The 24,571-nt window shown below is 61.8% G+C and carries 23 protein-coding genes; 6 read left to right on the top strand and 17 right to left on the bottom strand.

Going from position 1 to position 24,571, the window contains the following annotated elements; all coding sequences use genetic code 11:
• Nucleotides 1-64 precede the first annotated feature (64 nt).
• The 5 genes from EP165_RS12960 to EP165_RS12940 all read right to left on the bottom strand — a co-directional run bounded on the left by EP165_RS12960 (nt 65) and on the right by EP165_RS12940 (nt 4,023).
• Nucleotides 65-790: a class II aldolase/adducin family protein gene (locus EP165_RS12960; RefSeq protein WP_127523216.1), complete on the bottom strand. Its 726-nt coding sequence runs from the start codon at nt 788-790 to the stop codon at nt 65-67.
• A gap of 68 nt (nt 791-858) precedes the next feature.
• Complete coding sequence (locus tag EP165_RS12955) at nt 859-1,317, bottom strand: YbhB/YbcL family Raf kinase inhibitor-like protein (protein ID WP_127523214.1); 459 nt, start codon at nt 1,315-1,317, stop codon at nt 859-861.
• A gap of 35 nt (nt 1,318-1,352) precedes the next feature.
• Nucleotides 1,353-1,943, bottom strand: coding sequence for an amino acid synthesis family protein (locus EP165_RS12950; RefSeq protein ID WP_127523212.1), 591 nt, complete (start codon nt 1,941-1,943; stop codon nt 1,353-1,355).
• A 67-nt stretch (nt 1,944-2,010) separates the two neighbouring features.
• Nucleotides 2,011-3,150, bottom strand: coding sequence for an FAD-dependent oxidoreductase (locus EP165_RS12945; RefSeq protein ID WP_127523210.1), 1,140 nt, complete (start codon nt 3,148-3,150; stop codon nt 2,011-2,013).
• A 42-nt stretch (nt 3,151-3,192) separates the two neighbouring features.
• Nucleotides 3,193-4,023, bottom strand: a complete 831-nt coding sequence (locus tag EP165_RS12940) for an alpha/beta fold hydrolase (protein WP_127523208.1) — start codon at nt 4,021-4,023, stop codon at nt 3,193-3,195.
• Between the two features lie 187 nt (nt 4,024-4,210).
• Here EP165_RS12940 and EP165_RS12935 point away from each other — a divergent pair, with 187 nt between their 5' ends.
• The 4 genes from EP165_RS12935 to lexA all read left to right on the top strand — a co-directional run bounded on the left by EP165_RS12935 (nt 4,211) and on the right by lexA (nt 8,003).
• A complete protein-coding gene (locus EP165_RS12935) occupies nt 4,211-4,888 on the top strand; it encodes a GntR family transcriptional regulator (protein ID WP_127523206.1) in 678 nt (225 codons plus the stop codon).
• 119 nt (nt 4,889-5,007) lie between these two features.
• Entirely contained in the window at nt 5,008-6,555 is a 1,548-nt protein-coding gene (locus tag EP165_RS12930; RefSeq protein WP_127523204.1) for a GMC family oxidoreductase, read from the top strand.
• 49 nt (nt 6,556-6,604) lie between these two features.
• Complete coding sequence (locus EP165_RS12925) at nt 6,605-7,015, top strand: carboxymuconolactone decarboxylase family protein (protein ID WP_127523202.1); 411 nt, start codon at nt 6,605-6,607, stop codon at nt 7,013-7,015.
• Nucleotides 7,016-7,292: 277 nt separating this feature from the next.
• Nucleotides 7,293-8,003 carry a transcriptional repressor LexA gene (gene lexA / locus EP165_RS12920; RefSeq protein ID WP_127523200.1) on the top strand — a complete coding sequence of 237 codons (711 nt, stop codon included), beginning with the start codon at nt 7,293-7,295 and terminating at the stop codon, nt 8,001-8,003.
• On the opposite strand, the gene EP165_RS12915 is transcribed toward lexA, so the two are convergent.
• The gene (locus EP165_RS12915; protein WP_127523197.1) at nt 7,997-10,321 is read right to left on the bottom strand and encodes a ComEC/Rec2 family competence protein; all 2,325 of its coding nucleotides are present in this window, start codon (nt 10,319-10,321) and stop codon (nt 7,997-7,999) included. The two genes, lexA and EP165_RS12915, sit on opposite strands and share 7 nt — an antisense overlap.
• A gap of 106 nt (nt 10,322-10,427) precedes the next feature.
• On the opposite strand from EP165_RS12915, the gene gltX reads away from it, so the two are divergent.
• Together gltX and gltA are read left to right on the top strand one after the other, a co-directional pair.
• A complete protein-coding gene (gene gltX / locus EP165_RS12910; RefSeq protein WP_127523195.1) occupies nt 10,428-11,852 on the top strand; it encodes a glutamate--tRNA ligase in 1,425 nt (474 codons plus the stop codon).
• A gap of 156 nt (nt 11,853-12,008) precedes the next feature.
• Entirely contained in the window at nt 12,009-13,298 is a 1,290-nt protein-coding gene (gene gltA, locus EP165_RS12905; RefSeq protein WP_127523193.1) for a citrate synthase, read from the top strand.
• Nucleotides 13,299-13,363: 65 nt separating this feature from the next.
• Here the strand turns inward: gltA and lpxA are convergent, their stop codons facing one another.
• The 11 genes from lpxA to rpsB form a co-directional block, all read right to left on the bottom strand.
• A complete protein-coding gene (gene lpxA / locus EP165_RS12900; protein ID WP_127523528.1) occupies nt 13,364-14,224 on the bottom strand; it encodes an acyl-ACP--UDP-N-acetylglucosamine O-acyltransferase in 861 nt (286 codons plus the stop codon).
• Entirely contained in the window at nt 14,214-14,684 is a 471-nt protein-coding gene (gene fabZ / locus EP165_RS12895) for a 3-hydroxyacyl-ACP dehydratase FabZ (RefSeq protein ID WP_127523191.1), read from the bottom strand. Before fabZ ends, lpxA begins: the two co-directional genes overlap by 11 nt.
• A gap of 1 nt (nt 14,685) precedes the next feature.
• Nucleotides 14,686-15,735: a UDP-3-O-(3-hydroxymyristoyl)glucosamine N-acyltransferase gene (gene lpxD / locus EP165_RS12890; protein ID WP_127523189.1), complete on the bottom strand. Its 1,050-nt coding sequence runs from the start codon at nt 15,733-15,735 to the stop codon at nt 14,686-14,688.
• 57 nt (nt 15,736-15,792) lie between these two features.
• Nucleotides 15,793-18,153, bottom strand: a complete 2,361-nt coding sequence (gene bamA / locus EP165_RS12885) for an outer membrane protein assembly factor BamA (protein ID WP_127523187.1) — start codon at nt 18,151-18,153, stop codon at nt 15,793-15,795.
• Nucleotides 18,154-18,368: 215 nt separating this feature from the next.
• Nucleotides 18,369-19,511, bottom strand: coding sequence for an RIP metalloprotease RseP (gene rseP, locus EP165_RS12880; RefSeq protein ID WP_127523185.1), 1,143 nt, complete (start codon nt 19,509-19,511; stop codon nt 18,369-18,371).
• A gap of 99 nt (nt 19,512-19,610) precedes the next feature.
• Nucleotides 19,611-20,477, bottom strand: coding sequence for a phosphatidate cytidylyltransferase (locus EP165_RS12875; RefSeq protein ID WP_127523183.1), 867 nt, complete (start codon nt 20,475-20,477; stop codon nt 19,611-19,613).
• On the bottom strand, nt 20,474-21,187 hold the full coding sequence (locus tag EP165_RS12870; protein ID WP_127523181.1) for an isoprenyl transferase: 714 nt from the start codon (nt 21,185-21,187) through the stop codon (nt 20,474-20,476). Before EP165_RS12870 ends, EP165_RS12875 begins: the two co-directional genes overlap by 4 nt.
• Before the next feature lie 35 nt (nt 21,188-21,222).
• Nucleotides 21,223-21,783: a ribosome recycling factor gene (frr, locus tag EP165_RS12865; protein ID WP_127523179.1), complete on the bottom strand. Its 561-nt coding sequence runs from the start codon at nt 21,781-21,783 to the stop codon at nt 21,223-21,225.
• 48 nt (nt 21,784-21,831) lie between these two features.
• Entirely contained in the window at nt 21,832-22,554 is a 723-nt protein-coding gene (pyrH, locus tag EP165_RS12860) for a UMP kinase (RefSeq protein ID WP_127523177.1), read from the bottom strand.
• 100 nt (nt 22,555-22,654) lie between these two features.
• On the bottom strand, nt 22,655-23,578 hold the full coding sequence (gene tsf / locus EP165_RS12855; protein ID WP_127523175.1) for a translation elongation factor Ts: 924 nt from the start codon (nt 23,576-23,578) through the stop codon (nt 22,655-22,657).
• Between the two features lie 101 nt (nt 23,579-23,679).
• Nucleotides 23,680-24,519 (bottom strand): 30S ribosomal protein S2, encoded by an 840-nt coding sequence (rpsB, locus tag EP165_RS12850; protein ID WP_127523527.1) that lies wholly within the window; start codon nt 24,517-24,519, stop codon nt 23,680-23,682.
• Nucleotides 24,520-24,571: the final 52 nt, after the last annotated feature.

Here is a 24,571-nt window from a genome sequence, read left to right as displayed (position 1 = left end):
CCGATCCATCCGGATGGAGAAGGTTGGAGACCCGACCGAGGTCGGAACGTTCGTTTTCCTCGCGCTACTTGAGCAACCCGGCCTGCCGCAGCGTCATGGTCCAGTGATCCCACCCGCGATCGATCTGAGCGCCAACCAGCTTTCCGGCGGTCTTGACCTCTCCCGGTGAGAGGTACTCGATGTTCCCCACCTGAAGGCCGGCCGTCTGCGCTGCAGCGTTCTGCTCGGTATAAAATGCGCGGAACACGACCTCGCGGACCGAACCGCCGACATTGACGACACCGTGACGGGCCATGAGAACGACCGGCTGATCACCAAGGCTTTCGGCGATATCGGCACAGACAGCCGGGCTGCCTCCGAAGAGATCCGTCGCGTCACCCTGCTTGTCGCGGATCTCGTAAACAGGCACCGTCTCGCCGAGAAACGCCCCCATATGGGTGACTGGCCGCAGGGGCTGATCGGTGAAGCAATAGGGCAATACCGCCGGAGAGTGGCTGTGGAGTACGCAGTTGACGTCGGGGCGGGCCTTATAGATCTCGCTGTGAATGTAGCGCTCCAGATATGACGGCCGGTCGTCTTCCGTCTCGCCATCCATATTGAAGCGCTGCATATCGCTCGTGGTGATGTGGCTGGGGGCGAGTTTCTGCGCAAGGAAGAAGCTCTGAGGATCCTCGGGGTCGCGTGCGCTGATATGGCCGAACGTATCGAGAATTCCCTCGTGCAGAAGAATTTTCGTGGCCGTGACCAGCTCTTCAAAAACAGTCTGCTGAGCAGGAGTGTTGGTTGTCATTTCCGAAGTCTCCTCATTGAAGCGGTCTCGGCGACGCCTGGTGCTGAGCGGCGCCGAGACCCTTCACTTCACTTGTTTTCGTAGAGCCCGACGATTCTGTTCTGCTCAATGATGTTGCCGGCATATTTGGCGAGGAACTCTTCACGCGTGGGCGTTCCTTCAACCGCCGTGTCGAGCGCATAAACCCAGAAGTAGTAGTGATGCTTGCCGTGGCCAGCCGGCGGCTGTGGCCCGTAATACTGCATGTCGCCAACCCCGTTCGGGCCGACTCGATACTTCTCCTGCGCATCCGAAAGATCGGTCGCCGAGGGGTCGATTGCGTAGACGGTCCAGTGCGTGAAACCCTGCGGCAACGGCGCGTCCGGGTCGTGGCAGATCACGGCCAGTTCCTTCGTTCCCGCGGGAACGCCGCTGACCGTCAGTCTGGGCAGTACATTGCCCTTGTCGCCAGCATGTTCGTCGCGCAGCATCTCAAGCGGTTCGAAATCCGCGGACGTGATTTTGAGGTCTTTGATGTTCAGGGGCATTGATTGAATATGTCCTCTAGTCGTTCTCAATCGGGTTATTGAGCGGCAGCGAGATCCGCGACAGTCTTGCCTCCGACGCGCTGATGAACGCGCGGACCGCTAGCCACTGCGACGCAGACAAGAATCTCGTCCGGCCGCGGACCATCCGGCACAGCAAACGTAATCGCGTCATAGTGCGAACGGATGTAGAGCTCGTCCTTGTGAGCAAGCGGAATGTCGATCGAGGTGCCGGCTGCCGCCACTTTCGATGCCGACGAAATCCAGGCCTTGCCGCCACCAACCTGCTCCCGCAGTGGATTGCCGAACTCTGTCGTTATGCAGGCAATGACGTGTTCCTGCTCGCCGGCCACGCCAACGATGCCGCCCTTTCCGTAACTTTCGGCAGGACGCCCACCGAGTAGCGCTACCGCGCGCTCCCCAAGCGCATGCCCGATCGCCGCACTCGGGGCGATCAATGCAGAAAGGTCCGCTTTGTAGGAACCAACGAAAGGATTGCGGATGACGACGCCTACGGCGACCTTGATGAGCGTCTCGCCTGGTTCGCCGCCGTCGTGCCGGATTTCCTGAACAGATGAGTACCAGCCGCGCACCTCATAGTGCTTTTCCACTTCGGCCGAATGATTCATTTTTCTCTCCTTGGGGACGCGCAGCCCTGGCGCGCGCAATCTAATTTTGTGGCTGGCTTCCCGGCTGCTACTGCGGCCATGAATAGACACGGCGAATGGGGTCGTAGCGCGCGGCCTCGAGGGCCGCGGGCGTGAACATGTTGCCCTTGGAGAGCGACCGGTTGGCAGCGTACTCGCCGGAGAGCGCCTGACAGCGGTCGGTGATCGGCCGAATACGTTTCTCCCAGGAGGCCAGTGCGTCTTCGACCGACGAATTCTCCGCAAGGTCCTGAGACAGGCTGAATGCGTTGACCATTGCGCAGCCCGCGCCTTGCGCGAGGGCTGGACACATCGCGTGAGCCGCATCACCTACCAGCGCAACCTTGCCCTTCACCCAGCTGTCCAGCTTGGTGGTCGCATAGTTGTCATAGCGGGCCGACTGCAACTTGGCGGCCTCTGCGAGGCACGGCTCCAGGAACGGGAACATTTCAACCCAGACCTCGAGATCCAGCGGAACACGGGATCCGCGAGGATCCGCCGCCGGCGCCATAAGTCCGAGATAGAGCTCATCCTTGTTGCACGGCGAATAGAGAATGCGCTGAACGCGCGGCTCGAAGTTCCACATGTCGATGGTGTTGTCCCATTCGCCCGCGCCGAGCTCTTCCTTCTTGCGCGGCACGATGAGACGGATGATCCCGTCGGTTGAGACCCAGCGGTCTTGCTTGAACCCGAGAGAATCCCGGACCTTGGAGCCGACGCCATCGGCGCCGACGATCAGGTCGGCCTCCAACACTTCACCGGTCTGGAGCGTTAACCGGCCCTCCGCATCGGCGGAAACGGCCTCGGAATTAACCCGGACTTCAACACCGACCTCGCGGGCTCTCTTGACCAAGGCATTGTGCAAATGGCTGCGCGTCATGATGCGCCAGGGCAAGCCATTGAAGGTCTCTTTCGAGACCGACTTGTTCTGCATCCAGGTCTCGTAGGTGGGAGGCGTATGCGAACCCTGGAGAACGTCGTCGAGCGCGTCTATCGCCTCAAGCACCCGCAGGCCATTGTGCCATAGATAGATACCCGCGCCGAAAGCGCGCAGCTCGGAATCCCTCTCGTGCAACGTGACATCCCAACCGTTTTGGCGGAGCGCGATTGCCGCCGTCAGGCCTGCAAAGCCCGCACCGGCGACCTGCGCCCGAAGAGCTTTTCCAGATGCCTTGTTAATGTTCGCCATAGTCCAATTCCTGTTGCGTATTAAAAATGTCGCGGTGCGGCTTCAGGCATCAATGAAGTTGGTGATTGCCTGGAAAGTGATGTCCGGAGAGACTTCATTGACGTAGTGGTCGGCCCCCGGAACGACGACGACCGGAAGATCCGGGCGCAAGCGGCTTGTTTTCGCCAGCGCATCTGCCGAAACGAGCTTACTTTCCCCGCCCCGCACGAGAAGCGCTGGCCTGCGCAGGTCACGGTAGGCCTGGGTAAGGTCTGCACGCAGCCCGGCGGCGGTCTGAGCCATGGCCGATGGCGAGGCCAGCGGACGCAGGCCGCCCTCGACGTTGTGGTAACCACTTTCGGCTCTGATCCTGATGGCCGGCGCCGGAATATTCGGATAGCGGGCCGCCAGATACTCACACACCGATTCCGTATTTTCGAACAGCTGATCTCCCGCGTTCACCCGGGCTTCCAGTGCGTCGAAAACCTCTTTCTCGATATACGGCGTGAAATCGATCGCCACGACCGAACGAACCAGCTCGGGATATAGCGCCGCTGCCGTGACAGAGTTCCGCGACCCGAGGGAATGCCCCACAAGAACGGCGGCTCCCCGGTCGAGGGTCCTGATCAATGATGCAATGTCTTCGGCAAAATCGGCCGCTTCATAACCGCTGTCGGGTTTGTCGCTCAAACCGTGGCCGCGCTGATCGACTGCGACCGTCGTGAACCGATCGCTGAAGCGAACGGCCAGCGGTGCAAGCGTTGCCGAATTTGCAGTGATGCCATGGAAGAACAGCATTAGCGGACCGCTGCCCATCTCGCGGACGTTCAAGCTGATACGGCCCGTATCGATACGGCGCCTGATCATGTCGTCTGGAGAGGCGATTGCCGCCATGTGTCTCAAATCCTGCATCGGTGGTTGCGATCAGAAGAATGACACAAAACAGACACACGTCAACAGGATTGTCAGACATTCTTTCAATCTGACGTATTGACAGTACGGACCCAAATGCTGTCAATTCAGCAAGCGGATTGACGACACTCCTTTCGGCCGCGCCTCATCAATGCACGAGGTCAAATCAATGCCGCCTGACCTGAATTTGAAAGTGCTGCCGCGTACCGTTCAGCAGGAGACGGTCGACAAGTTGAGGCTTGCCATCTTCTCCGGCGTATTCGAACCCGGCAGTCGGCTGATCGAGAGTCAGCTATGCGTTCAGCTTGGCATCAGCCGTCCCTCCCTGCGGGAGGCGTTGCGCAGCCTGGCGGCCGAGAGGCTGATTGACATCGTACCGAACCGCGGCCCCTCCATCCCTGCGCTGACCTGGGAGGAAGTGACTGCCATTTACGAGGTACGCGAGCTTCTGGAAGTGGAAGCCGTCGGGCTCTGCTCGCAGCGGATATCGGACGATCAGCTGCGTGCACTCCAGAACGCGCTTGCTGCATTCGAAACCGCAGCTTCCAGCAATGACGCGCTGGCGCGGGTGACGACGGCAGCCGATTTCTACTCCATCATACTCGCCAACTGCGGCAACCCGATCCTTGAGGAAATCCACCGCGGCCTGGTTGCCCGGATCAGCCTATTCAGGTCTCGATCGATGTCGATGGAAGGCCGGGCACAAAACAGCCTGGCTGAGATGAAAGAGATCTGCGAGTCCATCGCTGCAAGAGACGAAAATGCAGCCCGGGAAGCCTCGCGAAATCACGTTCACAACGCAATGGCTGCGGCGAAAAACTCCATGGACACGGAAGCCAGGCTCTAGGCGGTTAGCCTGCAGCCATGGAACCCATAGATTCCGAGGAAGCATGCTCTGTGCGTGCCGATTGCAGCAAAGCGATCGCAACGGGCGCCGATGCCGACCGGCCACGATAAGGTCCGCCGATGACTGGGAATGCACCGGATAGCAAGATCAATGCAGACATCCTTATCGTCGGCGGAGGATCTGCTGGCGTCCTGTTGGCCGCCCGACTCAGCGAGAACCCGACCCGAAGCGTGCTGCTGATAGAGGCCGGCGAGGAAGCAATCGACCCCGATATCTGGGTTCCGTCTGCATGGCCGGCACTTCAGGGACGCAGCTACGACTGGGACTACCGAACGGAACCTCAGGCGGGAACCGCTGGCAGGGTACATCGCTGGGCGCGCGGTCGTATTGTCGGAGGTTCGAGTTGCCTGCACGCAATGGGTTACATGCGCGGCCACCCGCAGGATTTCACGGCCTGGGCTGAGGCGACGGGCGACCCCAGATGGAGTTGGAACGGTCTTCTCTCCGCTTTTCAGGCAAATGAAGACCGTGAATTCACCGGCCGCATCGGCGGCCCCCTGCCCGTTCACAACACTGAAGCCGAAGTGAGCCCTCTGACCCGGGCGTTCATCGCGGCAGGCGAAGCTCTCGGACTGCCGCGCCTTGATGGCCACAATGATGGCTTGATGATCGGCGTTACCCCAAACGCGATGAACATCCGAGAGGGAAAGCGTGTTACGGCCGCCGATGCCTGGCTCACGCCGCAGGTTCGCGCACGCGCCAATCTGACGATTGTGACCGGCGCACGGGCCAAACGGATCGTCCTCAATACCAATCTGGTTTCGCATGTAGAGGTCATCGGCAAGGACGGACCGGCACGTATTTCCGCCGACCGGGTTGTTTTGAGCGCGGGATCGCTGGAAAGCCCGGCATTGCTCATGCGCTCCGGGATCGGGCCGCGCGATGTCTTGGCCGCGGCAGGCATCGATTGCCTCATCGACATGCCGGAGATTGGCCGCAACCTCCAAGACCACTTGCTCGGCGCCGGCAATCTATACGCAACACGCAGGCATCTTCCGCCCTCGCGCCTCCAGCACTCTGAATCGATGGCCTATATGAAGGCCGGCAATTTCAACGCGGTGGGACAACCCGATATCGTAGTTGGCTGCGGCGTGGCCCCGATTGTATCGGAGTGTTTTCAGGCACCCGAGGCCGGCACCGCCTACTCGCTCCTGTTCGGGGTCACGCACCCCACAAGCCGCGGCAGCGTGCGCATCACCGGGCCGGAGATCGGCGACCGGCTGATCATCGATCCGGGCTATTTGCAAACCGATGGGGACAGGCAGTTGTTTCGCCAAGCCCTGGAGGCGGCGCGGGAGATCGGGCACTCGGACGAACTCGCCGCATGGCGGGATCGCGAACTTTACCCGGGTTCACTTGGCAGTCGGGCCGAGGTCGATGAGTTCATAGCCAAGGCATCGATCACCCACCACCATCCATGTGGCACCTGCCGGATGGGGAAGGACGAAAGCGCTGTCGTCGATGCGGATTTGCGGGTGCGATCTATCGACAATCTTTATGTTGTTGACGCTTCCGTCATGCCGGCCCTGACCTCGGGACCGATTCACGCGGCCGTTCTGGCAATCGCCGAGACCTTCGCCGGCACGATGACTGGCGCCGGCGGATAACGGCATCAGGCCGCATCCGCAGGCCCAAATGAGCAGGAAGGAAGATGCAATGAATACCAGACATCCGGATTTTCAGGGGGAGCGGTTCGACAAGGGACTCCAGATTCGCCGTGAAGTGCTGGGCGACAAATATGTCGACCGGTCCCTGACCAGTGCAGATGACACCTCCGCGCCGCTGCAGAAGCTGATCACTGAGTGGTGTTGGGGCGAAATCTGGGGCCGCCCCGGCCTTGAGCGTCGCATGCGCAGTGTTCTGAATCTCGGTATGATAATGGCCCTGAACCGCTCGGCCGAATTCAAGCTGCATGTGCGCGGTGCGCTCAACAACGGCATCACCCGCGAAGAGATAGTGGAAATCATCCTTCAGGGCGCGATCTATTGCGGCGTTCCGGCCTCGCTTGACGCAATGCGATCGGCGCAGGCGGTGTTTGCGGAGATCGACACCGAGAACGACGGTTAGTTGCGCTGCGGGTAGCGGATCGGTGGCTGCCGACCCGGTAGCTCACACGCAGCCGAATAAGCTTTGAACGTATCGAGGCTGAAACTGCTTTCGACCGCGTCGCTCTAACACGGCCTCATGCCGTTGCCCCCTGTCAAAGTCCAGCGACGGCCGATTCCGGCCGCCATATGCCCTTCACCAAAAATTAAACGGTTGCGGAACAAGACTGGAACATATAGTGATTGTTCTGGTTTTGTTTGCCGGTGATTCCCGGCTGAACTGGTTCAGGGGACGGACAATGTTGACGCGCAAACAGCACGAGCTTCTGCTGTTCATTCATGAGCGGCTCAAGGAAACCGGTATCCCGCCTTCTTTCGACGAGATGAAGGAAGCGCTCGATCTGGCCTCCAAATCAGGCATCCACCGGCTGATTACGGCGCTCGAGGAACGCGGGTTCATCCGCCGCCTGCCCAACCGGGCACGCGCACTCGAGGTTTTGCGGCTGCCCGACTCCATCGCGCCTGGCCTCAATGCCGCCAGACGTTTTTCGCCTAGTGTTATCGAAGGCAGCCTTGGCAAGGCGCCCTCGCGCGTTCCGGCTGCCAGCAACGATGACGATGGGAATGCCGCGATCTCTGTGCCTGTCATGGGCCGCATCGCCGCCGGCGTCCCGATCGAAGCGATCCAGCACCAGACGCATTCGATCTCCGTGCCGCCCGACATGATTTCCGGCGGCGACCACTACGCGCTTGAGGTCCGAGGCGATTCGATGGTCGATGCGGGTATCTTCGACGGCGATACCGTTGTCATCCGCAATACGCAGACGGCAAATCCCGGCGAGATCGTCGTGGCGCTGGTGGATGATGAAGAAGCGACGCTGAAGCGCTTCCGCCGCAAGGGTGCTTCAATCGCACTTGAGGCCGCCAACCCCGCATACGAAACGCGCATCTTCGGGCCCGACAGGGTCAAGGTGCAAGGGCGCCTCGTCGGTCTTATCCGCCGCTACTGACCGGCTGCGTCTTGCTGCCGTCTGTAAGGCGGCAGCCCCCTCGCCTCGCGTGAGTAAATCCTGTGCGCATGCCATGGGCGCAATTGCGGGCCGATGGCATGGCTGAGGCCTGCGGCGCCATTGCGGAAGCGCACTTCAGCACTGCCCCGCAAAGCCAGATCGCGTTTGGTCACTACCTTTGTATGTGTATGCGCGCACACACCTTCCGCAGTCGCATCGTCGATGACCATGAGAATTGCGGTAGCGCACAACGGCGATGCAGCCGACGCGGACCTGGCATGTGCCACCACAGCCCCGCTTTCATGCGTTGCAACACACACATCGCCTGCGCATCTGAACCCTGTGCCTGCCGGGGCAGGCAAAACCTCAGTCGAACTTTGCGGCTTTACGGCCGTGCCGGCATTCAGAGCCGCCGTCCAGATGCCCAGCGTGAAGGCTGAAGGGCGCTTGGTGTTAACGGCCAGCCCGCCGTCGGAAAGCGTTATGGCGACCAGCCTGGCGTCTTCCGAAATCAGCATGTCGGGCGAATCCCGCATCAGGATGAGAGCCAGGCCGGCGGCAGCGAAGGGTAGCGCGATCGCCCTCAACCACGTGGTCAGCACCACCGCCATAGCCAGTAGAACAACCGCAAGCGGCGGCACGGCACCGACCACATCCACAGGCGAATGGCCCGCCAGCCATTCGGCAACGGTTATGACCAATGCCAGCCCCTTGCCCATTCCCGTAAAGAAAAGGCCGTCAAGGCCAAGCGGCATCGCCAGCACGCCGGCAACCGCGCAAGGCATCACGACAATTGTCACAACCGGCATGGCGGCAAGGTTCGCGAACAGCCCGAGCGGCGCGATCCGCTGGAAGTGCCATGCCGCGAACAGTCCCGTCGCAAGCCCTGCAATGATCGAGGTTGCAGCCAGGCCGGCAAAAAACAATCCGGTCAGTCTGAGAGCGTTGGCGAATGGCGACAGCCGCGCCCAGCCGCCAGGCCGCCGCCGGCGGCGTTCGGAATACCAGCCATATGCGCCGATCAGCGCCGCGGTCGCCGCAAATGACATCTGGAAGCTCGGCCCCATCACCTCATGCGGCGCAACGGTTAGGATGATGACGGCGGCAATCGCCAGATTGCGCATGGTGAGTGCCGCCCGGTCGAACATCACCGCGACCAGCATGACCGCAAACATCACATAGGCTCGCTGTGCCGCGACCGCCGCGCCCGAGATGACGAGATAAAGTGTCAGGGCCAGAAGCCCGCCGGCAGCAGCATATTTTTTTACCGGATGCCGCGATGAAAATGCTGGAAAAAGCGCAAACGCCAGCCGTATCGCCCCAACCACCGTGCCCGCGACCAACGCCATGTGCAGACCCGAAATAGCCAGAATATGTGCAAGGCCCGTCTTGCGTAGCGCTTCCGTGACATGTTCTGGAATACCGCCGCGCACGCCGGCGACGAGTGCCGAGGCCACCTCGCCCTCGGGCCCCGAAATGCGATCGCGGATACGGGCCGAGAGCTTAAGCCGCTGCCGCTCCACCCATGCCAGGATCGCAATTTCGGTGGGAACGGGCCCCCGCACCTGCGCCTTGAACGGGCCGGAGAGGAAGAAGCCGTTCGCCCCGATACCGTCGAAATAGTTTTCAAACGTGAAATCGTAGCCGTATGGACGGGCCGGGCCGGATGGCGAAAGCAGCCGCACGACCCCAGTCACACCGTCCCCCGGGACAAGGCCGCCGGGCACATCGCCCGCCGTCGCCCGGATACGATCCGGCGCATAGCGCAGCCGCGGTCTTTCGGTCGCAACAACCTCAATTGTAAGCCTGGTTCGCCCGTTCGCGCGCAACTCGATTGACGCAACCCTGCCGGTAACGTGCGTGGATATGCCCGAGCCCATCATCTGTGTGGAATGCCGCCGGGTCTCGACCGATCCGGCCAGCACGCCGGCCAGTACCGAAAGGGCCGCGAGCCCGGCAGCACGCATCCACTGGACCCTTCGAACCAGGGCCGTCGCACAGCCAACGACCAACGCCGCAGCGACAATCAGCATCAGGTTTGGTTCTTTCGGCAGGCAGAAATAGGTCACCGCGCCGGCCGCCAGCAATACTGGCATGGCGACAAAACCGGTGCCGAAGTCGCGCTCGGTTTCCAGCGCCGAGGCAATCGGCCTGCGCAATGCCGTGACCGCACCCCGCACACCAACCGATCCTGCGCCGATGCGCGTCGTGGCGCGAGACCCGGCGCCAGCTGGTGCAGGCAGCGCCACGGACAGGTCGTCGGCTGCGTTAAATATCAGGCGTTCGTCATGGGCGCCCGCCGTCCGTTCGCCTTCCATACAGGCAGACCGTCCGTCCAAAGCTTGCGCCCCAATGGACCTATGCTACATGAACCGGCTCGAAACGCCACTTCGCGCGGACACTGCGCATCAGCCAGGATTGATCATGCCCAACCCCGTTGTCACTCGCTTTGCCCCCTCGCCAACGGGCTTCCTTCACATCGGCGGCGCACGCACTGCGCTGTTCAACTGGCTCTACGCGCGCCACACAGGCGGCAAGATGCTCCTGCGCATCGAGGATACCGACCGCGAGCGCTCGACCGACGCAGCGACCGCGGCAATCCTCGATGGCCTGAAATGGCTCGGGCTGGAGGCGGACGAGGAGCCGATCTCGCAATTCGCGCGTGCCGACCGGCATCGCGAAGTGGCGCAGGAACTGGTTGCGCGCGGCAAGGCTTATCATTGTTATGCAAGCCAGGACGAGCTTGCCGAAATGCGCGAAAAGGCCCGCGCGGAGGGCCGCCCGCCGCGTTACGACGGCCGCTGGCGCGACAGGGACCCTGCCGAAGCGCCCGCAGGTGTGAAACCTGTGGTGCGCATCAAGGCGCCGCAGGATGGCGAAACGGTCGTCCGCGACCGGGTCCAGGGAGATGTTTGCTTTCCCAACAAGGATCTCGACGATTTCATCATCCTGCGCTCGGACGGTAACCCGACCTATATGCATGCGGTCGTTGTCGACGATCACGACATGGGCGTCACGCACATCATCCGCGGTGACGACCACCTCACTAATGCCGCGCGCCAGCAGATTATCTACGACGCCATGGGCTGGGATATCCCCGTGATGGCGCATGTACCGCTTATCCATGGACCGGACGGAGCAAAGCTCTCGAAACGCCATGGCGCACTCGGAGTGGAAGCCTACCGCGCCATGGGCTACCTGCCGCATGCTCTGTGCAACTACCTCGCCCGGCTCGGCTGGAGCCACGGCGACGACGAGGTGATGTCGATCGGCGACATGATTGGCTGGTTCGAGATCGAAGATATCAACAAGGGCGCGGCGCGCTTCGATTTCAAGAAACTCGAGGCGCTCAACGGCATTCATATGCGCGGGATGGACGATGAGGAGCTGCTTGCCGCCCTCATCGACACGCTGCCATTCCTGGAAGGCGGCGAATTGCTGCTCGCCGGCATGACCGAGCAGCGCAAGGCCCAGCTCCTCCAGGCGATGCCCGGCCTGAAGGAGCGCGCCAAGACGCTGGTGGAGTTGGCCGACAGCACCGGATTTCTGTTCGCCGCGCGGCCCCTTGCTCTGGACGAAAAAGCCGAAGGCATTCTGGACAGCGCCGCACGCACCCTCCTGAGTGAGCTGCTGCCGAAACTTGACCAGGCTCCCGCCTGGGATGCGCAGACGCTGGAGCAGATCGTGCGCGCCCATGCCGAACATGCGGACTTGAAACTCGGCAAGGTGGCTCAGCCATTGCGCGCGGCACTTACCGGGCGGGCCACGTCGCCCGGTGTGTTCGATGTGCTTATAGTACTCGGACGCGACGAAAGCCTGGCCCGCATAGCCGATCAGGCGGCAGCCTGAAGACTGTCGCTTGTTGCAATGCAGAAGTTGCAATGCAACATAGCCGTTTGGCGTGCTTGGCAGTGCCGCCCAAATGCGGTAGCTAAAGCGCGCTCGCGACCTCGGTCAGAGGTACCCGCGCTTTCCGGGAAAAACGAGAATTTGAGAGGTAGCACCATGACGGGATCGGCCGCATCACTGGTTTTCGACAACAAGAAAACCGAATTTAAGGTCCGCGAGGGGACAGTTGGCCCCGACGTCATCGATATCGGTGCGCTCTACCGTGACACCGGGATGTTCACATACGATCCCGGCTTCACCTCGACCGCGAGCTGCGAATCCGGCATCACCTATATCGATGGCGACGAAGGTGTTCTCTTACACCGCGGCTATCCGATCGATCAGCTTGCCGAGCACGGCGATTTCCTCGAAGTCTGTTACCTGCTTCTGTACGGCGACTTGCCCACCAAGGCCCAGAAAGAAGATTTCGACTACCGCGTGACGCGCCACACCATGGTGCACGAGCAGATGTCGCGCTTTTTCACCGGCTTCCGCCGCGACGCGCATCCGATGGCCGTCATGTGCGGCGTGGTTGGCGCCCTCTCCGCCTTCTATCACGACTCGACCGATATTTCGGACCCGCACCAGCGCATGGTGGCGTCTATCCGCATGATCGCGAAGATGCCGACGATCGCGGCAATGGCCTACAAATACCATATCGGCCAGCCCTTCGTTTACCCGCGCAACGAGCTCAACTACGCCGCGAACTTCCTGCACATGTGCTTCGCGGTTCCGTGCGAGGACTACACGGTCAATCCCGTTCTGGCGCGTGCCATGGAACGCATCTTCATCCTGCATGCGGACCATGAACAGAACGCATCGACCTCAACTGTCCGGCTTGCAGGTTCGTCGGGTGCGAATCCGTTCGCGTGCATCGCAGCGGGCATCGCTTGCCTGTGGGGCCCGGCGCATGGCGGAGCAAACGAGGCCGCGCTTAACATGCTCGCCGAAATCGGCTCGGTCGACCGCATTCCTGAATTCATCGACCGCGCCAAGGATCGCGACGATCCGTTCCGCCTGATGGGCTTTGGTCACCGCGTCTACAAGAACTACGACCCGCGCGCCAAGATCATGCAGAAGACCACGCATGAGGTTCTGGGTGAGCTCGGCATCAAGGACGATCCGCTTCTGGACGTCGCGATGGAGCTCGAAAAAATCGCGCTCACCGACGAGTACTTCATCGAGAAAAAGCTCTACCCGAACATCGATTTCTACTCCGGCATCACGCTGAAGGCGCTGGGTTTCCCCACCACCATGTTCACCGTGCTGTTTGCCGTGGCCCGCACCGTCGGCTGGGTTGCGCAGTGGAAAGAAATGATCGAGGACCCGCATCAGAAGATCGGCCGGCCGCGCCAGCTCTACACCGGCGAACAGATGCGCGACTACGTTCCGATCGCGCGCCGCTAGCCCGCGGCATCAGAATAGGAATGAGGCCGCGCACAGCGCGGCCTTTTCGTTTCAGCCGTCCGCGGTCAGCCTTCCGCCAGCAGCGCCGCTTCCGCGCCTCGCCCGCCGACCGGCGGCAGCACGAAGTCACGCTTGCCGCGATCACTCAGAAATCCGACCACGTCGAGAACGCGCTCATTGCCGGCGAATTCCTGCGCGGCTGCTTTCAGATTGTCCGCAAACGGGCGTGCAGGGTCGAACAGTGCCTTGTAGGCGCGCCGCAATTCCCTGACGCTGGAATGCTCCACGCCGGCGCGGCGCAGGCCGATGATGTTGAGGCCGACCAGTTTCGCTGGCGTGCCCAGTGCGAAACCGAACGGAATCACGTCACCGCCGACCGCAGTATTGCCCGCAATGAAAGCGTGATGGCCGATGCGCACGAACTGATGCACGGCCGTGTGGCCGGACAGGATTGCGCCCTCGCCCACCTCGCAATGGCCGCCGAGCGTCGCGCAATTTGTCAGAATAACCTTGTCGCCGACGGTACAGTCGTGGCCCACATGCGAATAGGCCATAAGGAAGCACTCATCGCCGATTTTCGTCGCCCCCAGGCCGCTGGTGGACCCCGCATGGGCAGTCGCGAATTCGCGAATGACGCAGTTACGGCCGATCTCCAGCGTGGTACGGCCACCTTTGTGCCGCAGATCCTGAGGCGCGCCTCCAAGCACGGCATGGGGAGAAATTCGCGTTCCCGCTCCGATTGTCGTCGCCCCGGCAATGGAGACATGCGAGGCAAGCTCGACGCCTTCGCCAAGCTTCACGTCTGCACCGACATGGCAGAACGGCCCTATGCGGACACCGGCAGCCAGCTGCGCGCCCGGTTCGACAACCGCCAAGTCATGAACAATCGGACCTGTGGCGGACTTGCCGCTGCCGCTAGCGACCATCGTCAAACGACACCATCGCCGACACTTCGGCCTCGGCAACCTTGGTGCCTGCCACCTTGCCCTCGCAGCCGAAACGGAAAACCGAACCGCGCTGCTTCAGCTTGCGCACATGGATTTCCAGCTGATCTCCCGGAACGACCGGCCTGCGAAATTTGGCACCGTCAATGGTCATGAAATAGACCACTGGCGGCCGGGTGACGTCCTGCATGGCATTCACGCAGATCGCGCCCGCCGTCTGTGCCATGGCCTCGATGATCAGCACGCCCGGCATCACCGGCATGTCCGGAAAGTGCCCGGTGAAATGCGGTTCGTTCATCGTGACATTTTTGATGCCGATGGCCGATTCGTCGCCATCGACTTCCACGATGCGGTCGACCAGAAGAAACGGGTAGCGATGCGGCAGAAGCTTGAGCAGCTTCTGAATGTCCAGCGTCGAAAGCTCTTTCGTGTCACTGCTCATTCTAGTCGTCGCCTCTGCGTTTTTTGCTCCCCATCGATCTCAACGCCATAACTTCCCTGAAGTGATCGCGATAGGGTCTCGCCGGCCGGCCGGCCCATTTTTCCCCTGCGGGCACATCATACATGAGGCCGGAACCGGCCGCGATCTGTGCACCTGTACCCACTGACAGGTGGTCCTTGATCCCGACGCCGCCGCCCAGTTGAACGAAATCCCCCAGCGTTACGGAGCCGGATATGCCGCACTGACCCGCAATGAGGCAGCAGCGGCCAATCAGAACGTTGTGGGCAATCTGTACGAGATTGTCGATCTTGCTGCCCTGGCCGATCACGGTATCACCGATCGCGCCCCGGTCTACCGTGGAATTCGCGCCGATCTCGACGTCGTCCTGAACCAGCACGCGCCCCAGCTGCGGTACTTTTTCGGCGCCACGCGCACCCGGCACATAGCCGAAACCGTCCTGCCCGATGCGTGCCCCGCCATGAATGATCACGCGGTCGCCGATAAACGCGCACTGAACGGCGGCGCCCGGGCCGATATAGCAATCGCGGCCGATCTGGCAGTGAGGCCCGACCACCGCGCCCGGGGCAACAACCGTCCCCGCCCCTATGGCCGCGCCGGGCCCGACGACGGCGCTGGCCTCGATGATCGCACCTGGTTCGATCCGGGCGGCTTCGCTGACATGTGCGGAGGCCGATATGCCGGTTTCACCGGTCAGCGCACCGGGTCGCATGGAGCTTGGAAAAAGCAGCCTTGTCGCAGCGACAAAGGCAAGCTGCGGCCTCTCCGTTACCAGCGCAGCTACGCCGGCCGGCACCCGGTCCGCAAGCTCTGCGCGGCATAGAACGGCCGAAGCGGCGGTCCGCTCGAGATCATTGGCCAGGCGCTTGTCTTCGATAAAGATCAGCGCGCCCGTTCGCCCCTGCGAGGCAGTCGCAACACCGCTAATTTCGACCTGCCCGAGCGAAGCATCGCGCAAAGCGGCGCCGGTCGAGGCTGCAATCTCCTCGACCGAATAGGTACGCGCCAGCGCAAAGAAAACCGGTTCTGTCATTGGAACTCGTTCCAACGCCTATTTCGGGCCGAACGGCCCGAAATCCTCAATCGGCGGTTAGAACCGCGTCGAAATACCGAAGTTGAAGTTCTGCACCGTATCCGTCGCCGTCCGTGCAACCGGAATGGCGTAGTCAACCCGCAGCGGCCCGAACGGCGACGCCCAGATCACGCTTGCGCCAACGGACGCGCGCCATGCCATCGTGGTTCCGGCAGCCGTTGCAAGCGCGTTGCCATAGACCGTGGCAGCATCGGCGAACACCGCGCCGCGCAGGCCGAAGCTCTTGGGCAGCAGCGGCAGCGGGAACTGCATCTCCGCGGAAGCGTGGAAATAGGTCGCGCCGCCCAGATGTTCACCCGTTGCCGTGTCGAACGGGCCAATGCCGTTGTGCGCGAAGCCGCGGATGATCCGGGTGGTCGACTGGTTATAATCGAACACGCGCAGTGGCACACCGAGAGCCTGCACATGGCCGCCGCCGGCAACCAGAACACCTACGAGATCAAGCTCTTCGGAGAGCGTCTTGTAGTAGTTCGCACGGCCGCTGACCTTGATGAAGCGAGCATTGCCAAAGATACCGGCAAACTCGGTGGTGAAGGTCGCGTGGAGACCGTTGCGCGGATCCTGAATGTTGTCGATGGTGGAGTAGGTCAGCGTGGCCGATATCGACGACTTGGTCCAGGGGCTCTGCGTCGTAACTGCCGTAACGATGGGCGCTGCGATAGCGCAACCAGCGTCTGCTATGCCGTCGCCATTCGCGTCGCACGCCGCCGAATACGCATAACTTTCCACTGCCAGATTATAGGCGAAGGTCGTCGACAGGTGCTCCGTAATCGGCAGCCCAAGGCGCACCGTGCCACCCGTCACCGTGCTGGTGTAGTTCGTGTAGGACCGCGTCTGCCGGAAGATGTCGAAACCGGCCGAAACCCGCCGTCCGAGGAAATACGGCTCGGTAAACGAGATCATGTAGTCGCGTGCCGAGCTGCCGCCGGAAACCGAAAGCCGGATTGCCTGGCCGCGGCCGAGGAAGTTGCGCTCGGAGACACCCGCCTCGAGCAGGAAACCACTCGTCGGGGTGTTGCCGGTCGCATAACCGGCGCCGATGGAGAATTCACCGGTCGACTTGTCCTCGACATCGACGATCAGGATGACCTGATCGGGTCCCGAGCCCTGCGCCGTCGAAATGTCCACCGAAGCGAAGAAATCAAGGGCTTCAAGACGCTTGCGGGCCTGCTGGATCAGCACCTGATTGAAGGCGTCGCCTTCGCTGACATCGAATTCGCGACGAATGACGAAGTCACGCGTCTTGGTGTTGCCACGGATTTCGATGCGCTCGATATAGGCGCGCGGCCCCTGGTCGATCGTGTAGAGAACCGAAATCGTGCGGTTGACGAAGTCGCGGTCGCCGCGCGGCGTGACCTGAGCGAAGGGATATCCCTGCCCGGCGAGCCGCTCGGTGATTGCAACAAGCGTGTCTTCGACATCGGAGGCGCTGTAGGTGTCGCCGCTGCGCGTCTCGACAAGACGCTCCAGGCTCTGCGCATCGACCCCCGGAATAGTACTGTCGATCTCGATGCTGCCGAACGTATAGCGCTCGCCCTCATCGACCGTGAAAGTGATGGTGTATTTGTTTTCCGTCTCGTCCAGGTCGGCCGACGACGAGATGATCTGGAAATCGGCATAGCCGCGATTGTAGTAGAACCGGCGCAGCAACTCCTCATCGACGCGCAGCTGGGCCTCGTCAAAAACGTCCTTCCGGCTCAGGAACGACAGGAAGTTGGACTTCTTGGTCTGGATGATGTCCTGAAGCCGACCGTCGCGATAGGCGTTGTTGCCGACAAAATTGATCGAAGCGATCTTGGTCCGGCCGCCCTCGGTGATTTCGAAAATCACATTCACCCGGCCACCGCCGAGATCCTGCGTATAAGCGGTGACACGGGCGTCGTCGCGCCCGATTCGGCTGTAAGCAGCCTCAACGGCGCCGATATCGGCCTGCATCGTCGCTTCGGAGAACGAACCGCGCGGCTGCAGCTGCACCGCACTGGCGAGCTGAGCGTCTTTGATCTTGCGGTTGCCCTGGAAAATTACCTGATTGACGATCTGGTACTCGGCGACAACCACAACCAGAACGCTGCCGCGCTGGTTGATCTGCACCTCGGAGAACAGATTCGTCGAGAAAAGCCGCTTCACGGCCTCGTCGATCGCCGAACTGTTGAACGAAACGCCGGGCCGGATGCCGATGTAGTCGCGGATCGTATCGGACTCGACACGCTCGTTGCCGCGCACGTCGATGCGGCTCACAACCGCAGCCTGAGCCGACGATACCGATGCCAGCTGGACAGCTACGCTTCCAGAGAACACGACACACAATGATAGAAACACCGCCGAAGCGGCGCCAAACAGACTGGAAGCTGCCTTCATAGGGCTGTCTTACCTTCTTTTCTCGTAGTCCCCACAGCGAGAAGTCAGGATCTCGGCAGAACTCTCCCACCGTAATAACCGGATTTCGCCCACACGCAAGGTTTCTGGTTAATTTGCGTTTACGATTTCGCCAAGCGTTGCACGTACACCACGGATTTTGCCGTCCATGGTAAATGACATCTCAATTTTCCGTCTCAAACCAAGCGTTTGCACGATCAGCACCCGAAGATGTCGTTCCAGAACACGAACACCATGAAGGCCAGCACGAGCAGCAGCCCGACCCTGTAGACGCCTTCCATGAGACGCTCGGGAACGGGACGCCGAATCGCTGCCTCAATACCGTAAAAAACCAGATGTCCGCCATCGAGCGGTGGAATGGGCAGCAGGTTCAGAAAGCCGATGCCCACCGAAAGCAGCGCCACCAACTGTACAAGCCATTCGAAACCCAGCGCCGCCGCCTTGCCGGACATTTCGGCGATACGCACAGGCCCGCCAAGCTGGCACCTGTCTTCCCGGCCTGCCACGAAGCGCTTCAGAAACTGTCCCGTGCGGGCGATGATGTGTCCGGTTTCCGAAATACCTTCCACAAGCGCCTGACCGGGCGAATATTCAATCAGCCGGGGCTGCCCGAGCTCCTCATTGTTCACGACACCGATGATGCCGACGCGCACGACGTTGCCGAGCGCGTCAGTCTGCTCCATCAGCTCCGGCGTGGCCACGAGCGTGACCTCCTCGCCGTCGCGCATCATGACGAAGGTGATCTCGTCGCCGGCTCGCCCCGAAACGATGCGCTGAACGTCGGCGAACGTATCGATCTGCGTTCCATCGACCGAAACGAAACGGTCGCCGGGCTGGAAGCCCGCGACCGCGGCCGGGCTTTCGGCCCGCACCTCGGCCACCATGGGCTCCGTGACGTAGCGCCCGTAAGTCCCGAACATCACAGCGAAAACGGCAATCGTGAGCAGGAAGTTGAACGCCGGTCCGGCAAATACGGTAAGCGCCCGTTTCCACACCGGCTGGGTATGGAAGGCGACACGCTGCTCTTCCGGCGTCAGGGTCTCCAATTCCTCCTGGTCGGGCGGCGTACTGGTGGCGTTCATGTCGCCGACGAATTTCACATAGCCTCCGAGCGGGATCGCAGAGAGCTTCCAGCGCGTGCCGTGACGGTCGTTGAACCCCAGAAGCTCGGGCCCGAAGCCGATCGAAAACGCTTTCACGCCGATGCCGCACCACCGGCCGACAAGATAGTGGCCCATTTCGTGCACGAACACGACGATGGTGAGAACCAGCAGAAACGGCGCGATGGTTCCGATGAGAACGCCGTCAGTGCTGAATATGCTGGTCAGGAAGTCGGTCACTTGAACCCCGCATTATGCCTGCCGAACTGCGTAACGGCACACAACTGTCACTCCGATATCGACTGTCCGGTGGCGTCGGGCGCCACCGCATGCCGCCGCCTATCCGCCGAAGAGCCCGGCAGCGGGGCTATCCATGCCGGCAAGACTGGCGCAGATCACGTAGAGCGCCAGCGCCGCCGCGACAAGCCCGTCGACCCGGTCCATCACGCCGCCATGCCCCGGTATCGTGTGGCCGGAGTCCTTTGCACCATGACGTCGCTTGTAGGCCGATTCGAAAAGATCGCCGAACTGCGAAACGACCGAGACCCCGACGGCTGCAAGCACACCGGTAACAAGAGCAGCCGATGACGGCCCGGCCGCTGCGATAATCCCGCCGCCGATCGCCGCGGCGACCACGCCGCCAATGGCGCCGCTCCAGGTCTTCGACGGGGAAATCGCCGGGGCAAGTTTCGGGCCGCCGAAATACCGTCCCGCGAAATAGGCGGCGATGTCTGTCCCCCACACGCAGGCGAACAGGAACAGCATTGCCCACAGACCGGCCAGGTCGTCGCCGCGCAAAAGCGCCAGCGCGACGGCAGGTGCCGTCGCATAGACAATTCCTGCAGCAAGCCCCGGGCCCTGGCCCATTATGATCGCCGCCACCCACGCACCGGCTGCTGCAATCGCGACCGCGCCGAACAGCGTCAGAGCATCGCTCCCGGCCGCAAGCGTAACGAGCACCGCGGCGGCAAGCGCCCAGGCGGCAGTTCTGTAGGCGGGCGAATAGCGGTCTTTCGACAGTGTCGACCATTCGTGGAAAACCGCAGCACCCATTGCTGCCGCAAACAGCCGGAATGCCGTGCCGCCCCACCATGTGAGCGCCAGCACCACGGCCGCGAGCACAAGCGCCGAGATAACCCGCAATTGAAGGTTGCTGCGCGGCTTTTTGCCCGCGCGCTCTAGGCCGTCGGGCGAGCCGCCAGTCATGATGCGTCGCGCGCCGCGACCCCGCCGAAGCGGCGCTCGCGCGAACTAAATACTTCGACCGCGTTCATGAGCTCTGCGCGGCCGAAATCGGGCCAGAAGCATGGAACGAATACCAGCTCCGAATACGCCGCCTGCCAGGGCAGAAAGTTCGACATGCGCTGCTCGCCGCTGGTGCGGATCACCAGGTCGGGATCGGGGATCCCCGCCGTGTCCAGGTATTCGGCGAAGCGTTCCTCGCCAATGTTTTCGGCGGAGAGCTTGCCGGCCGCCACATCCTCGGCAATGCGTCTGCTGGCGCGCGCGATCTCGTCGCGCCCGCCATAATTGAACGCAATCACCAGATTGCTTTTGCGGTTGAGCGCGGTCAGCGCTTCCGCCTCGTGCAACAGTCCTTCGATTTCAGGGTCCAGCCCCTCACGCCGCCCGATCACCCTCACCCGCACGCCGCTGTTGTGCAGTTCCGCGAGGTCGCGGCGGATGAACAGTTTGAGCAGCCCCATAAGGTCGGAGACTTCCGATTTCGGCCGCGACCAGTTTTCCGAGGAAAAGGCGTAGACCGTAAGCCAGCCGACACCGAGCTCGCCGGCAGCACGAACCGTTGCGCGCAAAGCCTCGACGCCGGCACGATGACCCGCGGCGCGCGGCAGCCCGCGGCTTTTGGCCCAGCGCCCGTTGCCGTCCATGATGATGGCTATGTGGTCGGGTTTCATCCTCGAACCGGTCCGCATCTCCGCTGGCAATGCGCCTATACGTGCAGGATCTCCGCCTCTTTTTCGGTCAGCAGGCTGTCGATCGTTGCAATCGTGTCATCGGTCAGCTTCTGCACCTGATCGTGCAGACGGCGCGCATCGTCTTCGCTCGTCTCGCCGTCCTTTTCGGACTTCTTAAGATGATCCATGCCGTCGCGGCGAACATGCCTGGCAGCCACGCGCGCGTTCTCGGCGTAGGTGTGAGCGATCTTCACCAGCTCCTTGCGTCGCTCCTCATTGAGCTCGGGCAACGGAATGCGCAGGTTGGTACCATCGACGATGGGATTGAAGCCGAGGTTGGATTCGCGGATCGCGCGGTCCACGGCCTGAACCATGGATTTGTCCCACACCTGAACGCTGAGCATCCGCGGCTCGGGCACCGAAATCGTGGCGACCTGATTGAGCGGCATCTGCGAGCCGTAGGCGTCGACCTGAATCGGGTCGAGAAGATTGCCGGACGCACGGCCGGTTCTCAGTGAAGCGAGATCGGATTTGAACACGGAAACCGCGCCCTCCATCCGCCGCTGAAGATCCTTGAAATCGACAGCGCCTGCCATTGTCTTCCCTCCTGCTGACGGGGACCGGTTTTCTGCGTCTGGCGCAGATTATTCGTCCGAGACCACCGTATATCTACCGTTTCCGCGAAGAATCGCGCTGAAACCGTGTTCTTCATGGATCGAGAACACGATTATCGGAATGTGGTTCTCACGCGCAAGCGCAATTGCCGCAGTATCCATGATCGTCAGGCCCTGCTGTATGACTTCAGCATGGCCCAGCCTGTCGTATCGTTCGGCATTCGGGTCCTTTTTCGGATCCGCCGAATAAACGCCGTCCACCTGCGTGCCCTTGAAAAGCGCGTCCGCCCCGATCTCGGCGGCCCGCAATGCCGCCGCCGAATCGGTGGTGAAGAACGGGTTGCCCGTACCGCCCGCGAAAATCACGACCTTGCCCGCGTCCATATAGGCAGTCGCCTGGCGCTGGGAGAAGCTCTCGCACAGCTCCGGCATCGCGATCGCCGAAAGAACGACCGCATCGACCCCCATTTTGACCAGCGATGTCCTGAGCGCGAGCGAATTGATCACTGTGGCAAGCATGCCCATGTGATCGCCGGTCACCCGGTCGCCGCCCTTGGAGGCTACGGCAACGCCGCGAAATATATTGCCGCCGCCGATGACAACCGCGACTTCGACACCGAGTTTGCGCGCCTCGACGATGTCGGCTGCGATCCGGTCGACGACTGAAACGTCGATGCCGAAACCCTGCCCTCCCATCAGCGCCTCGCCCGAGGCTTTCAGCAATACGCGGCGATAGGTTGGCTGGTCGGGCATGCGGTGTTCGGCCTTCTGGTGAAATCGACCCCGCGATACACGAAGGGCGCCGCGTTGTCACGCAGCGCCCTTCGGCGTCATATGTGGAAAATGAAAGGCGTCAGCTGCCGGCAACTGCCGCCACTTCGGCGGCAAAATCGGCTTCCTCGCGTTCGATGCCCTCGCCGAGTGCAAAGCGCACGAAACCGGTGATCTTGGCTGGCGCGCCAATGTCCTTTTCCGCTTCCTGGAGCGCCTTTTCGACGGTCAGGTCCGGGTTGATGACAAAGGCCTGCTTGAGCAGCACAACCTCTTCGTAGAACTTGCGCAGCCGGCCCTCGACCATCTTTTCGATGATGTTGTCCGGCTTGCCCGAAGCCCGCGCCTGGTCGGCGAAAATAGCCTTCTCGCGCTCGACCACCGCCGCATCGATTTCGTCCGGCGTGAGCGAGAGTGGGTTGGTTGCGGCAACGTGCATGGCCACCTGGCGGCCGAATGCACGCGCGGCATCCGCGTTGCCGGCGGTTTCGATACCGACCAGCACACCCATCTTGCCGAGGCTCTCATCCACCGAATTGTGGACGTAGGTCGCGACGGCGCCCTGCCCGACGGAGAGCTTCGCGGAGCGGCGGAAGCTCATGTTTTCGCCGATGGTGCCAACAGCGTCCTTGATCGTATCCGCGACCGACTTGTCCGAACCCGGATACGGCGCATTGGCGACGGCTTCACTGGAGCCATCGGTGCCCAGAGCAGCCTTCGCCACATTGCGCACGATGTCCTGGAAAGACTCGTTGCGGGCCACAAAATCGGTTTCGGAGTTCACTTCCACCGTAACCGCGGATGTGCCTTCGGCGGCGACGCCGATCAGGCCTTCGGCGGCGGTACGGCCTGCCTTCTTGTCGGCCTTGGCAATACCCTTCTTGCGCAGAAGGTCGATCGCCGCTTCCACGTCGCCATTGGTTTCGGCCAGAGCCGCCTTACAATCCATCATGCCCGCGCCGGTGATGTCGCGCAGTTCCTTCACCTGTGCTGCCGAGATGCTCATTTTTGCCTCTTCATATCGCAGTCTGAATACGTAATTGCGCACCGCGCCCGCCGCGGTGCGCTATAGCGCCCGAAAATGACAGCCGGCTGACCGGCCGCCGGTCAGGCGTCCTTCTTGTCTTCGTCCTTGGCTTCCGCCTCGGCCGGTGCGGCTTCCGCCGCCGGTTCCTCGGCTGCCGGCTCTTCCGCAACCGCGGTTTCGACCGGCGCTTCTTCCGCGGCACCGACATCGATGCCGACCGAGCCCTGCTGGCGGGCGATACCGTCGATCGCGGCCTTCGAAATCAGGTCGCAATAAAGCGAGATGGCCCGCGCGGCGTCGTCATTGCCCGGGATCGGGAAGTCGACAATGTCCGGATCGCAGTTGGAATCGACGATCGCGACGACCGGAATGCCGAGACGCTTGGCCTCCTGAATGGCGATCGCTTCCTTGTTGGTGTCGATCACGAACATCAGGTCCGGCGTCGAGCCCATGTCCTTGATGCCGCCCAGCGCACGGTCGAGTTTCTCGCGCTCGCGCTCCAGGTTCAGACGCTCCTTCTTGGTGAAGGCCGATGCCTGGGCACCGTCGGCGAGCAGTTCTTCGAGCTTGCGCAGACGCTGGATCGAATTCGAAATCGTCTTCCAGTTGGTCAGCATGCCGCCAAGCCAGCGCGCATTGACGTAATACTGGGCCGAACGCTTGGCCGAATCGGCGATAATCTCCGAAGCTTGGCGCTTGGTGCCCACGAACAGGACGCGTCCGCCGGTCGAAACCGTGTCGGACACCTTCTTCAGCGCCTGGTGCAGCAGCGGAACCGACTGCGACAGGTCGATGATGTGGATGTTGTTGCGGCTGCCGAAAATGTACTGCGACATTTTCGGGTTCCAGCGGTGCGTCTGGTGGCCGAAGTGAACGCCGGCTTCCAAAAGCTGACGCATGCTGAAGTCTGGCAGAGCCATAGTCATTGTCCTTTCCGGTTGGCCTCCACGGACAAAGGCGCGTCTTGCGCCA

The organism is Mesorhizobium sp. Z1-4, from assembly GCF_004000235.1.
Taxonomy (GTDB): Bacteria; Pseudomonadota; Alphaproteobacteria; order Rhizobiales; family Rhizobiaceae; genus RCIO01.
Note: the sequence above shows the minus strand (reverse complement) of the source record. Positions and strands in the feature narration are given on the sequence as shown.

Bases quoted from the DNA above. Each gene is read 5' to 3' on its own strand.
- EP165_RS12960 (WP_127523216.1), bottom strand. From the start codon at position 790: ATGACAACCAACACTCCTGCTCAGCAGACTGTTTTTGAAGAGCTGGTC.
- EP165_RS12955 (WP_127523214.1), bottom strand. From the start codon at position 1,317: ATGCCCCTGAACATCAAAGACCTCAAAATCACGTCCGCGGATTTCGAA.
- EP165_RS12950 (WP_127523212.1), bottom strand. From the start codon at position 1,943: ATGAATCATTCGGCCGAAGTGGAAAAGCACTATGAGGTGCGCGGCTGG.
- EP165_RS12945 (WP_127523210.1), bottom strand. From the start codon at position 3,150: ATGGCGAACATTAACAAGGCATCTGGAAAAGCTCTTCGGGCGCAGGTC.
- EP165_RS12940 (WP_127523208.1), bottom strand. From the start codon at position 4,023: ATGGCGGCAATCGCCTCTCCAGACGACATGATCAGGCGCCGTATCGAT.
- EP165_RS12935 (WP_127523206.1), top strand. From the start codon at position 4,211: ATGCCGCCTGACCTGAATTTGAAAGTGCTGCCGCGTACCGTTCAGCAG.
- EP165_RS12930 (WP_127523204.1), top strand. From the start codon at position 5,008: ATGACTGGGAATGCACCGGATAGCAAGATCAATGCAGACATCCTTATC.
- EP165_RS12925 (WP_127523202.1), top strand. From the start codon at position 6,605: ATGAATACCAGACATCCGGATTTTCAGGGGGAGCGGTTCGACAAGGGA.
- lexA (WP_127523200.1), top strand. From the start codon at position 7,293: ATGTTGACGCGCAAACAGCACGAGCTTCTGCTGTTCATTCATGAGCGG.
- EP165_RS12915 (WP_127523197.1), bottom strand. From the start codon at position 10,321: ATGGAAGGCGAACGGACGGCGGGCGCCCATGACGAACGCCTGATATTT.
- gltX (WP_127523195.1), top strand. From the start codon at position 10,428: ATGCCCAACCCCGTTGTCACTCGCTTTGCCCCCTCGCCAACGGGCTTC.
- gltA (WP_127523193.1), top strand. From the start codon at position 12,009: ATGACGGGATCGGCCGCATCACTGGTTTTCGACAACAAGAAAACCGAA.
- lpxA (WP_127523528.1), bottom strand. From the start codon at position 14,224: ATGGTCGCTAGCGGCAGCGGCAAGTCCGCCACAGGTCCGATTGTTCAT.
- fabZ (WP_127523191.1), bottom strand. From the start codon at position 14,684: ATGAGCAGTGACACGAAAGAGCTTTCGACGCTGGACATTCAGAAGCTG.
- lpxD (WP_127523189.1), bottom strand. From the start codon at position 15,735: ATGACAGAACCGGTTTTCTTTGCGCTGGCGCGTACCTATTCGGTCGAG.
- bamA (WP_127523187.1), bottom strand. From the start codon at position 18,153: ATGAAGGCAGCTTCCAGTCTGTTTGGCGCCGCTTCGGCGGTGTTTCTA.
- EP165_RS12875 (WP_127523183.1), bottom strand. From the start codon at position 20,477: ATGACTGGCGGCTCGCCCGACGGCCTAGAGCGCGCGGGCAAAAAGCCG.
- EP165_RS12870 (WP_127523181.1), bottom strand. From the start codon at position 21,187: ATGAAACCCGACCACATAGCCATCATCATGGACGGCAACGGGCGCTGG.
- frr (WP_127523179.1), bottom strand. From the start codon at position 21,783: ATGGCAGGCGCTGTCGATTTCAAGGATCTTCAGCGGCGGATGGAGGGC.
- pyrH (WP_127523177.1), bottom strand. From the start codon at position 22,554: ATGCCCGACCAGCCAACCTATCGCCGCGTATTGCTGAAAGCCTCGGGC.
- tsf (WP_127523175.1), bottom strand. From the start codon at position 23,578: ATGAGCATCTCGGCAGCACAGGTGAAGGAACTGCGCGACATCACCGGC.
- rpsB (WP_127523527.1), bottom strand. From the start codon at position 24,519: ATGGCTCTGCCAGACTTCAGCATGCGTCAGCTTTTGGAAGCCGGCGTT.